Raw genomic sequence first — 12,370 nt, forward strand, 5'->3', positions numbered from 1 at the left:
TATGAGCCGTACTCTTAATATTGCCCTTGCACAGCTTAATTGGATGATTGGCGACATTGAAGGCAACTGTGAACGTATGTTGCAGACAGTACAGGAACAACAGCAACAAAATGCTGATTTGGTGATGTTTTCTGAACTGGCAATATCCGGTTATTCTCCAGAAGATCTATTATTCCGAGCTGATTTTCATCAGCGTTGCCGTGAGCAATTGGCACGTTTACAGGCTGCCAGTTGTCAAATTGCTATTTTAGTTGGTCATCCTTGGGAGCAGGACGGGGAGATTTACAACGCACTTTCCTTATTCTGGCAAGGGGAGATCTTGGCCCGTTATTTCAAGCAACGGTTACCAAATTATGGTGTTTTCGATGAGAAACGCTATTTTAAAGCGGGCGATCAAAGCTGTGTTGTGCCATTTAAGGGCTACAATCTCGGCTTATTGATTTGTGAAGATTTATGGTTTGATGAGCCGATTGATACCTTGAAACAGGCTGGTGCAGACTTAGTTCTTTCTATCAACGCTTCTCCATATAGCCGTGAAAAACCTTATATCCGTTATGAACTGATTAGAGAACATTGCCGACGTACAGAGTTACCCATGATTTATCTTAATCAGGTTGGGGGTCAGGATGAGCTGATTTTCGACGGCTGTTCTAAAGTTTTTAATGCAAGTGGTGAAGTGACTCATCGGTTAGCCGCATTTAATGAACAAATCCAACAATGCTGCTTTAATGAATTAAAAATTGAACCTATGGTTAATCCGGCACCTGAATTACCGCCATTGCAGCAGGTATATCAGGCATTAGTCCTTTCAGTGCATGATTACGTTCGCAAAAATGGCTTTCAAGGCGTGTTATTAGGCTTATCTGGAGGAATTGACTCTGGCTTAACGCTGGCAATTGCTGTTGATGCATTGGGTAAAGAGCATGTTCAGGCCGTTATGATGCCATTCCGCTATACATCTGAAATGAGTATAGAAGATGCTAAAAAACAGGCTGATATGTTGGGTGTTGAGTTTAATGTGGTGTCGATCGAACCGGTGTTTGATGCATTTATGGCACAATTTGAACCTCTGTTTGCCGGTACGGCCAAAGATACCACCGAAGAGAATTTACAGGCGCGTTGCCGTGCCGTTATTCTGATGGCGATGTCTAACAAACGCCATCGTCTCGTGCTGACGACCAGTAATAAGAGTGAATCAGCGGTGGGGTATTCCACATTATATGGTGATATGGCGGGTGGTTTTAATGCGCTGAAAGATGTACCGAAAACATTGGTATTTGCATTAGCAAAATATCGTAATACCGTTTCGCCGGCGATACCTCAACGAGTCATTGATCGTCCGCCATCGGCAGAATTGGCACCCGGACAGCTTGATCAGGACAGTTTACCGCCTTATGACATTCTGGATGATATTCTGGAAGGTTATGTGGAACAGGATAAGTCGGTTGATGGGCTGGTGGCGGCAGGGTTTGATGAACAAATTGTACGTAAAGTTGTTCGTTTGGTTGATATCAACGAATATAAACGTCGTCAGGCTCCGGTGGGACCGCGTATTACGCTACGTAATTTTGGTAAAGACAGACGCTACCCGATTACCTCTGGTTTCGGCCGTAAAAACTGGTAACAACAGGAAAACTTCATGAAAAAGATTGATGCGATTATCAAACCTTTCAAATTAGATGATGTGCGTGAAGCTCTGGCGGAAGTGGGTATCACCGGAATGACAGTAACAGAGGTGAAAGGTTTTGGGCGCCAAAAAGGTCATACAGAGCTGTATCGCGGTGCAGAATATATGGTGGATTTTCTGCCAAAAGTGAAAATAGAAATTGTCGTGCCAGATGATATTGTCGATACCTGTGTTGAAACCATTATGCAGACGGCACAGACCGGGAAAATCGGTGATGGTAAAATATTTGTATTTGATGTAGCGCGTGTTGTGCGTATCCGCACCGGTGAGCAGGATGAAGAGGCGATTTAACTTAATTTGAATTTTTTGGGGTGGTGACAGGCAGATAAAAAAGCCACCCCTATAAAGATAAGATGGTAGCTGAGGCTAATAGATTAAACGCTAAAGCGAAATTGGATATTGGCATACAGAATCAAAATATTGGCTAATATAAAAGATATTGAGAATGCAGTAAAAACTCTGTCTCTATTGATGTGGTTAATTAAATAATCATATATATCCGTCATCTTTCAAGTTGCCTCTTTGTTGGCTGTACTCTCTCACCCCAGCCACATAGTTACCTATGCTCCCGGGGATTCGCTCCCTTGCCGTCGCGATGCATCTTGAAATCTATTGGGTATAAATCAATTGATTTCAAACCTCCAAGCCTAGCCATATACCGTTTTGACAAAGAAATTTATCTTTTGCAAATCGCGCATCATGATTAATAAATGATAATATTTTCTCAATCACTGAATGTTTTTTTAAATTAATTGATTACCTCTAACTTTAATAATTATTCTTAATCATAAATTTATTGTGAGAATTTAAGGCCATCTTTGAAAAAACAATTAAAATTGTATTGTTGTGTGGTTTCTTTCTTGTCAGATAAAGAAAGAGCCTCTCAACTATTTTATGATTCATTTAAATTTCTTATCTTTTTTAAGCTGAATAGTAATGCCTTGTAAATTTGGCTTAAAATATGGAGGTACATGTGACTGATTTTCATAACTTTGACGTTTATTTGTCTCAAATCATGAATTGGCACTTTTCGCCTGAAACCGGATCGCCGTTTTGGCTTGAAAAACGCAAAATATTGGATTTCGATCCATTGCAAGATATACGTACTTTCTCTGATTTAAGGTTATTTCCCGATATTGCTGATGAACTTCGGGATGTTCCGACTGAAAGCTTGGTGCCTCGTGGTTTGCAGAATGCGGCCATTGCGGGGGTATTTGAAAGTGGAGGGACGACAGGACGACCCAAACGTGTTGTCGTCTTTGAAGAGTGGTTAGAGCAGTTAGTGGCCTGGCGTTTGAGTGATATGAAAGTCGTTAATACGGGGGCAATAAAGAATACCTTGGCGCTGGTCCCTTCTGGTCCTCATGTTATCGGGGCAATAAGCCGTCTTCGTGCTCGTGCTAATGGTGGGCATTTCTTCACCGTGGATTTAGATCCACGTTGGGTTAAAAAGATGATCCAACAAGGTGATCTTGCCGGGATGGAGGCTTACTGCGAGCATATTCTCGATCAGGCTGAAGATATTATTAATAGACAAAATATTAGTTACCTAATTGTCACGCCGCCACTTTTAGAACGAATGGTTAGGAGAGCGGCGTTGGTCAGTCATTTGAATAAGAGTTTGGACCTTATTGCTTGGGGTGGAACTCACATGGACCCAGATACACAGGCATTTTTGCAATCCTCAATTTTCCCTGATGTCAAAATAACAGCCAGTTATGGCAGTACAATGATACTGGGCGAATCTAAATCAAGAGATAATCAGGATTTTGAAGGGTCACCTATCTTTGACAGCTTTGCCCCTAACGTCCTTTTTGAAGTTATCGATCCACTGACGCAAAAACCGGTTCCTTTTGGGGAACGAGGTCGGGTTGTAATGAACTACATCAACAAGTTTGCTTTATTTCCGAATATCTTGGAACGTGATACAGCGGTGAGGATGCCAAGAATAGATGATTACCCAGGAGTTTCCGTTACGCTGGTGCGTCCTGTTGAGGAGATTTCTGGTCATGCGGTAATAGAAGGGGTCTATTAATGCTAATCGATAGTGTGAAGCCTGACGTAAAAACCGCAATGGAGAACAAATTGCAACAAGTGGAGGCTCTCGCACTGGGAGAATCCTATGTTACACGCCGGCGTGCGGCTGTTATCAACGTGTTAGATGAAGTTGTTGGAGAAACTGCGATAGCGCCTCTCGTTTATATTTGTGAAGTTGTTCGCAAGATGAGAATTGCTCCCCGACTGAGGTTGGATGAAATTCATTCAGCAATGAAGCAGGCGGCAAAAATTTATTCCAGTGAGAGTGTCGCCGGGCTTTCTCCGGCAGAATATGTGCAATTGACACACCGTGTCATTGGGCTGCCAGCGAGTATTATCGAAAGGTCACTGATTGAAACTTCAGAAGTGCTTATGATGATGCCTGAGATAATCAAAGCATCTATGCCACATGGCGCTATTTGGCATGTGGATGATAGCAGAGTTGCAGAAGGATGTGCTTTATTCAGCCGACGAGCGGATGTGCTGGCTGTTCTGACTGGTGGCAATGGGCCGGGAGCGCATGCTTTGTGGCCGCAAGCTCTTGCTTTTGGGTATCGAATTTTAATTAAGCCTTCTGTTCGTGAACCATTCACCGCTCAACGATTAGTCTCCTCATTGCAACAGGCTGGGCTCGGAAACTATGTTGCGCTCATACCGACAGATCATCAAGGTGCTGACGAAATGGTTTCTGCGGCAGATCTGTCTATTATTTATGGCGGGCAAGATATCGTTAATAAATATCATTCGAATCCTAAAGTTTTAATCCAAGGACCGGGGCGTTCGAAAATTGTGGTAGGTTCAGATGTCAATATTGATGAAGCAGTTTCACTTGTTGCCCGATCGGTCAGTGCTCTTGGTGGTACCGCATGTGTTTCTGCCAGCGCGGTATTAATAGAAGGGGACCCTGTTGATTTTGGTCAACGTTTATCGGAAGCGTTTGATCAGATGGATGCTGAGGAGACATTTCCATTAGGGTCATCGAATACTACGGCTTTATTACAGAAATCACTTTATCCTGAAAAAAATGAAGATCTTCGGTTGTTTGGTGAACAAACATCATCGGGATATATCCTTAGACCTTGCGTTACTGTTGTCGATAATCCAACAGATCCTTTAATTCAACGCGAACTTCCATTTCCATGCGTCACTGTTGCACCTTATGACCGTTTGAAGAGTTCACAAATGTTATCAGATTCGTTAGTTGTTACTGTATTCTCGAAAAAACCAGAAATTCTGGGTGCCGTTCTGAGTAATACAACTATCAGTAATGTTTATGCAGGAGATATTCCGACAACCTGGATGGCACCACTTGTACCGCATGACGGATATTTGTCAGAATTTTTGATGCATAGCCGAGGGGTTCGTATTCAGAAGAATTGGTTTACTTAAAATGATAAAGAGAAATGTAACGATATCAATCTATGCTAAAGACCCGTGACCGAATTGATTCAAACTTGAAAGATGACAGGTATATACAAAAACCGCGCCATAAGTCATTCATGGCGCGGTTTTTTATTATTTAGTGTTAAGTTGAAAATTTAAATCACTTTATGTGGACCAAAACATGCATAGTGAATAAATTGTTTATCTATTCCCATATCCAACCACTGTTTAGCGACATATTACATATCCAAAACAAAGCCTGTTTGAAAGTTATCAAATTCCACTTTGATGCTAACGTTGCATTTCATCATATTTCCTTATGACTTCATTGCCTGATTGATTAAAAAACATCATAATTGCTTTTTTTGTGATCATTTCGTTTAGGGTATATTTCAGACTGATAACTCAATTATAGGTAATAGTTGCTTATGGCTAATGATTTAAATGTGGAACGAACCGGGCTGGTTTTTACTCTTACGGCCGGTAATCTCCCTGTGAAAACTTTTGTTGTGGTTGAATTTACACTGAATGAAGTCTTGTCAATGCTATTCAGTTTGCAAGCCACAGTGACTTGTGCCAATTCAGATATTGATTTTGCGGATATTTTGGATCAATACGCCACATTGACCGTTTATCGTGATGGGCAGCCTGAGCGTTATATCACCGGGATTGTGACTCATTTTGTGCAGGAAACAACGGGCCGTTATCGTAGTTGTTATTACTTGACTCTCCACCCTTCCTTGTGGCGTGCCGGATTGCGGGTTAACTCTCGAATTTTTCAGAATAAATCCGTCACCGATATTATTGATAGGCTATTGAAAGAAAATGGCGTTCGGCAATTCTCTTGTCTATTGCGCTATGAACATCCCGTGCGGGAGTTCTGTGTTCAGTACGATGAGAGTGATTTGGCTTTTTTACAGCGTCTGTTAGCTGATGAAGGGATCTTTTATTACTATTACTTTGATCAGGATAAGGGCGAGCCGACAATGATTTTTGTCGACTCTTATACCAAGAATGGTTCTCTTTCACTGCCCTACAACCCAGAACCTGATGTTACAGGCAACCAGTGTTGCATCAGCCAGTTTCGTTGGGGAGAACGAGTGGGCATTGCTGAAATTTCGGTGAGAGATTACACATTTAAACATCCCCGGTGGCTTTCAGATTTTCAATTCCATGAAAATCACAGGTACATCGGCAATCAGCGTTCGGATTTAAATAGCTACTATTACTATGACTTTCCCGGACGTTATAAAGATGGAAATGGGCAGCGAATAAGTCAATACCGGTTGGAGGCATTGCGTAATGATGCTTTGCTTGGCAGTGGGCAAAGTGACAGTTTTGCTCTTTTACCGGGCATGTGGTTTACGCTTACCGATCATCCGAAAGAAAAATTTAATGCGCCGTGGCAAATAATCCAAATTACTCACCGCGGTCATCAACCTCAAGCGGATGAATCCCATTTTGGTAGCAGAGGGACGACTTTGACGAACGGTTTTACCTTTGGTAGTCCCAATTTCTCCGTGAGGCTAAAGAGGTTTATTCGCATGTGAAATCTGTTGTAGGAATGTCTTTTCTGATGCCACCTTTTACACATGGCACAGGAAGTTTGATAGGATAGAGAAAATGCTTAGCCAGTATCGTTGGTCAATAAAAATGGCCGATTCAGACATGAAAATGGCCGATCTCTCTCATCTGTCATCCGAACAGGCTGAAGCTGCCAGGAGATTTGTCGATCTCAAGTTTCAGGTGGATACGATGGCAAGAGATCACCGGATGACCTGCATGGCCCTATGGGTGGCGGTGAGTATGGCCCATCTCACGGTATGTGTTTCTTCAATAGAATCATTCCTTTTCTGCCCCGTGATTCTGAGGTTCATGAGCCGGAGATCCTGTATGTGCCGATAGCACATACACTGGGATGCAGTTGGCGGTGGTGGCCTGACCATTATTTATCGGAAGAGAACGAAGAAGGAATAAAATTACACATTTTTTCGGATTATGGGATTCGTAGTACCAGTTATACTTACATACTTGAACTAGGCTTATTTCTGCCCGGTGAAGGGAAAAACCGGGTTAATTTCTGCCGTCATCACAACATTAGCGCTATTCCATCCCATCATTCCGAAGGCTGACAGAATAAAGCTTTATGTCAAAGAGGAAGCCGCTGGTAGAGACGTTTTGGCTGTTCTAGATAATCGCTATGTTCAGAAGGTTAACCATTATGCGTTTGCACTACCGGTCCTTCAGGCTTATGGAGTCATCGTATCACGTAAGTGGCCTAGTGACTTACCATCAACGGATGATATCCGGGCTTATGCTAGCACCTCTGTTAACAACAAGCTTTTTTACCGGCCGGTAGTCGATCTCGATAAAGTCAAAGTAGCGTTCACTAAGAAGAAGGAGGGGGAAGAGTTCATCCGTACCACGCTTTTTCATCTCCTCCCAGTCCGTAAAAAATTTACCCATATCTTCGTGTTCATGCTGATTTTTGTGGTAGCGATGACTCTGTGGGATCACCTCGGTGAGGGGAATGTCGCGAATATGTTGCTTGCAGTAGGGGCTTTTGCTGTCGGCAGCATGTTTGTCATGATGGTACCGGTTTTTCAGGTAAGGAAAAAATACTTGACTGATGAAAGTCAGTGACATAGTGGGTGTGCTTCGGAAGATGTAGTGGAGCAAAAATTTCGGACATCTCACAAGTCTGCTAATCTGATTAATATGAAAGTGAGGTATTAACGTGAAACTGAAACAGCCAAGATACCAATATTCTTCTGAATTGCCCTCTCATTGCTTCCCACGACTCAGCATAAGAGAGATTACCAGCTGCCCCGGGATAGTTCCATCCTGATTAATTTCGTAGTTCCACTCACACTGAACCACAATAGGCATCGCAGTGTGGTAATACAAAATCACACCCTCAACATCAGAATATTTTTAAGATAATACCTAGATGTTTTTATGCGCCGTGCAGAGGCACGGTCTTTCAGTGGGTGCGAATCTCGCCCGGTACCCATTAGAGCAGTCGTGGCGGTAACAAAGCATGGTGTATTAGGAAGATTATTTTAATGATAATGTATTCCACTAAAGAAAAATTTTTAGAGGAAGAGCTGGACGCAAACCTGGCAATCAAGATAATACTTAACCTATTATTTGCTCTAACATAGGGCATATTTGAGTCGCATAATGCTGAAAAGGCAAAATTATGAAACCAGTAACCAACAATAATTTCCTAAGAAAAATTAATATAAAAGGCTACAAATCTATCTCAGAATGTGATTTACAAATGGGATGTCTAAATGTACTCATTGGTGCCAATGGTGCTGGGAAATCCAATTTCATCAGTTTTTTTCGTCTAATCACCGTTGTACTTGATCATCATTTACAATCTCTTGTTGGCAAAATGGGTGGCCCCGACACATTATTGCATTTTGGTCGTAAAAAAACTGAGTCTATGAGCACTGAGCTTTATTTTGATCACAATGGTTATAAGTTTGAACTGGAACCCACAAATGATAACCGTATGATGTTCCAACATGAATCACTCTTTTTGGACATCAAAGGGGATTTTAATATTGGTGCTGGACACTTTGAATCTCAGATCGGTCAGCATCATAACATTGAGGATTACGCATCACTTACTATGCTCCGATGGAGGGTTTACCATTTCCATGATACGAGTGATAATGCTAGAGTTAAACAAACTCATCGTATTAATGATAATGACTATTTACGGGAAGATGGTGCTAATTTAGCGGCATTCTTATATCGTCTGCAAAAAAATCATATTCTGCATTACAAACGCATTGTCAAAACCGTTCAAATGGTTGCACCATTTTTTGGTGATTTTTACTTGCGGCCCACCCCGGATAATACTGATTACATTCAACTCGAATGGACAGAGAAAGAGCAGGATATTCCCTTTAAAGCGAGTGAATTGTCCGATGGTACTTTACGATTTATTTTATTGACTACCGTGTTACTGCAACCCGAAGATTATATGCCAAGTTCAATTATTATTGATGAACCAGAGCTTGGACTTCACCCCTATGCTATTAATGTACTGGCTGGTTTGATCAAAAACGCCAGCAGTAAGCACCAACTGATTATTTCTACCCAGTCAGTCGAACTGGTCAATCAATTTGATGCTGATGATTTGATTATCGTTGACAAACAACAAGGGGAATCTACCTTTAAGCGTCTGAATAGTGACTTTCTTTCAGAATGGCTTGAAGACTATAGCCTTGGTGAATTATGGAAGAAAAATTTACTCGGCGGGAGGCCACAGCGATGATCCGTATCAATGTTTTTGTAGAAGGGCAAACGGAAGAAACTTTTGTGCGGGATGTGTTAGCTCCCTATTTTGTAGCACAGCAAATCTATCTGACACCAATATTAGTTCAGACGAGTACCAGTCAGAAAGGCGGTATTACAAGTTATGGTAAGGTAAAATATCAAATTACTCGCTTATGTCGACAAGATCCCGGTGCATTCGTCACAACATTAATTGACTACTATGGCCTGCCTACTGATTTCCCTGATTATAATGAACAACAGGATAATGCAGCCAACGAACGGGTAGTTAAGCTAGAGCAAGCTTTCGCTAATGATATTGGGCAAACTAATTTTATTCCCAATCTGTTATTACATGAATTTGAAGCACTATTGTTTTGCCAACCTGAAAAATTTGCGGATTGGCTTGATGACAACGCCCCCATTTCAGTATTACAAACCATCAAAGCTCAATTTGATAGCCCTGAAGATATTAATAATAGCCCACAAACTGCACCATCTAAGCGTATTTTGGCGATAGTACCCAATTACCATAAGACCTTACACGGCCCACTCATCGCCGGTGATATTGGATTAGATACAATTCGTTCCCAATGCCCACATTTCAATCAGTGGTTAAATAAGCTAACTAACCTCAGTTTTGTTTAGGGATAGCTATTTCAAAATTACGTAAATTTAAGCTCGGCTTTTTGTGTTGAAAAGTGTAGGCAATTAATCCTGACACGACTTCCAGCAGAAAGCCGAGAACACTACGATGTCTTGAGTGTGCTATCTGAGAAATATTTTTCAACTGATTCACTACGGTCTCTACCACAAAACATTTTTTTAACATCAGGTTATCCCATAGTAATAAAGCTTTGGCTTTCATATTGTTGCGTATATTCGTCACCAACGTAACTCCTTCCACAGCCAGGTCTTCACACAGGGCTTGTGAAAGATAACCTTTATCTCCATATCCACTTAACCCTTTCACTCACTGTTTGACCGGTTGACTATCATTCGTATTACCGGGATCAATTTGACCTCCAAAAACTCCCTGCAATCATGGATAACCAAGAGAAGTTTAAAGCCATAGAACCAGCCTGTACTGCTTTTTCCTCGACTCACTACGTCATCAAAGACCCGACGCAAGTTATGGCATACCGCTATTCTGGTCGAATCAATAAAAGCCATCTTTGCTGTCTTAGCCTTGGGCAATGAAAAGGGGTGAACGCTCTTTTTTTCAGTGCGAGCATTCGAGTATAACTGACTAATCCGGGGAATTCTTTCTGGAAATAAGGTGTTACATACTCAAAGTAAAAGGATTTAAGATTCTGGTAATGACTGATGTGAAATAAGATAAGGAGCGTCATCACTTAGCTGAGAGAAAGAAAAGACGGTCGATTAAGCTGACGTAATCTATCCTTAATGAATTGCTGATGCCAGAGAGGCACAAAGTCATCGACACGCAGCAGTAAAGTTCTTTTAAAGTAACCATAGCCTGAAGATATCCACGATTTTATTTTCTTTAGCAAAAACTTCATCATTCCTTAGGTTCTTTGTGAGGGTGATTTGGGTGTATGTGTATGATTGCCCCCAAGTATGACAGTAAAAAAACAGTTTTTCCGGTTCGGGGCAGTGTTTCGGTCTGCTATGATTGATTCAACGTTTCGCTTGAAAGGAATAATGGATATGGCTTTTCTGGTTAAAGCAGATCGTACAACCAAAGAGGTTTTTGCCGAGGACTTCCCGGCAAATAAGGGCATGGAGGGCGAGTTTGATGTTCAGGATCTCACTAATTTTGTGGGCGGGTATCTTGAAATGGTAACGCTGCGGCCACCGCTAAACATCAACGGAAAAGAATACTGCTATATGCTTTGCGATGAAGACGGTAAGCGGAAAGAGTATCCGGTCAATTACATCGCGTGCGAGTATCTTGTCGGTTCCCATTTAGTAGGAAGTGACTTTGTTGTAGGTGATGTTGTGTTCCTCGAACGACACGAAATTTCATGAACCACGCTTAACTGAAGGCGAGTAACCATTAAGATATACCCGCCACCAGCATCAATCCCAGAATTGTTCAATCGGCACACGTCCACAGCGCAGCAACTGCACTTCGGCTAGCCGGTTAAGCTCTTCGCGCATATCAGTCGTTTTCCAAAAATACCAAGCCGTAGAGGGCGCTTAACAACAACGTCATTCGATGGAGTAACGCCAGATACAAAGTTGCCGCAAACCCACCGGTTTCGTACACCCTCTGCAAAAGATGTACGAAAGTAAGTATAATTTATTTCGTACATGCATTATATTTCGTACATGCATTATAATTCGGACATCCATTACGTACAGGAATTTTCACTATGTCACGAGTTTTTGCCTACTGCCGGGTCTCCACTCTCGAACAGACCACCGAAAATCAGCGCAGGGAAATTGAGGCGGCTGGTTTTGCCATCAGACCCCAGCGACTGATTGAGGAGCAAATCAGCGGTTCGGTGGCCGCCAGCGAACGTCCCGGTTTTGCCCGGTTGCTTGATCGTATGGAAAATGGCGGCGTACTGATTGTCACCAAACTTGACCGTCTGGGGCGCAATGCGATGGACGTACGAAAGACAGTAGAGCTGCTGGCAAAGTCAGATATTCGGGTTCACTGCCTGGCGCTGGGCGGAGTTGATCTTACCAGCCCGGCAGGGAAAATGACCATGCAGGTCATTTCGGCGGTGGCTGAGTTCGAACGTGATTTGCTTCTTGAACGCACTCATTCTGGTATTGCCAGAGCAAAAGCGGCAGGAAAACGCTTCGGGCGTCCACCTGCATTAAATGAGGAACAGCAGCAGGCGGTGATCATTCGTCTGAAAGCTGGAGACAGCATCAGTGCTGTTGCCCGTCAGTTCAGTACAACTCGGCAAACCATTCACAGAATAAAGGCCGGGATGATTTTATAACCTGAAGGGGCAAATAATTCGCCCTGGTGTTTCATACAGCCTGCCCCACGAG

Annotated in this window: 10 protein-coding genes and 1 pseudogene; 10 read left to right on the forward strand and 1 reads right to left on the reverse strand. The window is 42.4% G+C overall.

Annotated elements, in window-relative coordinates; genetic code table 11:
* Position 1: 1 nt before the first annotated feature.
* The 8 genes from AACQ38_RS13610 to AACQ38_RS13650 all read left to right on the forward strand — a co-directional run bounded on the left by AACQ38_RS13610 (position 2) and on the right by AACQ38_RS13650 (position 10,045).
* A complete protein-coding gene (locus tag AACQ38_RS13610) occupies positions 2-1,624 on the forward strand; it encodes an NAD+ synthase (protein ID WP_165578352.1) in 1,623 nt (540 codons plus the stop codon).
* A 15-nt stretch (positions 1,625-1,639) separates the two neighbouring features.
* Positions 1,640-1,978, forward strand: coding sequence for a nitrogen regulatory protein P-II (glnB, locus tag AACQ38_RS13615; RefSeq protein ID WP_011147501.1), 339 nt, complete (start codon positions 1,640-1,642; stop codon positions 1,976-1,978).
* A gap of 682 nt (positions 1,979-2,660) precedes the next feature.
* Positions 2,661-3,722 (forward strand): AMP-binding protein, encoded by a 1,062-nt coding sequence (locus tag AACQ38_RS13620; RefSeq protein ID WP_109791723.1) that lies wholly within the window; start codon positions 2,661-2,663, stop codon positions 3,720-3,722.
* Entirely contained in the window at positions 3,722-5,113 is a 1,392-nt protein-coding gene (locus AACQ38_RS13625) for an aldehyde dehydrogenase family protein (protein ID WP_165578353.1), read from the forward strand. Before AACQ38_RS13620 ends, AACQ38_RS13625 begins: the two co-directional genes overlap by 1 nt.
* A gap of 422 nt (positions 5,114-5,535) precedes the next feature.
* Positions 5,536-6,657: a type VI secretion system tip protein TssI/VgrG gene (gene tssI / locus AACQ38_RS13630; RefSeq protein ID WP_207631862.1), complete on the forward strand. Its 1,122-nt coding sequence runs from the start codon at positions 5,536-5,538 to the stop codon at positions 6,655-6,657.
* Positions 6,658-7,162: 505 nt separating this feature from the next.
* Entirely contained in the window at positions 7,163-7,750 is a 588-nt protein-coding gene (locus AACQ38_RS13640; RefSeq protein ID WP_165578355.1) for a hypothetical protein, read from the forward strand.
* Between the two features lie 559 nt (positions 7,751-8,309).
* On the forward strand, positions 8,310-9,398 hold the full coding sequence (locus tag AACQ38_RS13645) for an AAA family ATPase (RefSeq protein WP_165578356.1): 1,089 nt from the start codon (positions 8,310-8,312) through the stop codon (positions 9,396-9,398).
* Positions 9,395-10,045 (forward strand): DUF4276 family protein, encoded by a 651-nt coding sequence (locus AACQ38_RS13650; protein WP_041380234.1) that lies wholly within the window; start codon positions 9,395-9,397, stop codon positions 10,043-10,045. The genes AACQ38_RS13645 and AACQ38_RS13650 overlap by 4 nt, the downstream gene beginning before the upstream one ends.
* On the opposite strand, the pseudogene AACQ38_RS13655 reads toward AACQ38_RS13650, so the two are convergent.
* Positions 10,032-10,851 (reverse strand): annotated as a pseudogene (locus tag AACQ38_RS13655) (IS982 family transposase). The gene AACQ38_RS13650 and the pseudogene AACQ38_RS13655 sit on opposite strands and share 14 nt — an antisense overlap.
* A 163-nt stretch (positions 10,852-11,014) precedes the next feature.
* Here AACQ38_RS13655 and AACQ38_RS13660 point away from each other — a divergent pair.
* Together AACQ38_RS13660 and AACQ38_RS13665 are read left to right on the forward strand one after the other, a co-directional pair.
* A complete protein-coding gene (locus AACQ38_RS13660) occupies positions 11,015-11,389 on the forward strand; it encodes a hypothetical protein (protein ID WP_165578357.1) in 375 nt (124 codons plus the stop codon).
* A gap of 347 nt (positions 11,390-11,736) precedes the next feature.
* Entirely contained in the window at positions 11,737-12,318 is a 582-nt protein-coding gene (locus AACQ38_RS13665) for a recombinase family protein (RefSeq protein WP_165578358.1), read from the forward strand.
* Positions 12,319-12,370: the final 52 nt, after the last annotated feature.

This window comes from Photorhabdus sp. RW14-46 (assembly GCF_963887965.1).
GTDB classification, from domain to species: domain Bacteria; phylum Pseudomonadota; class Gammaproteobacteria; order Enterobacterales; family Enterobacteriaceae; genus Photorhabdus; species Photorhabdus laumondii.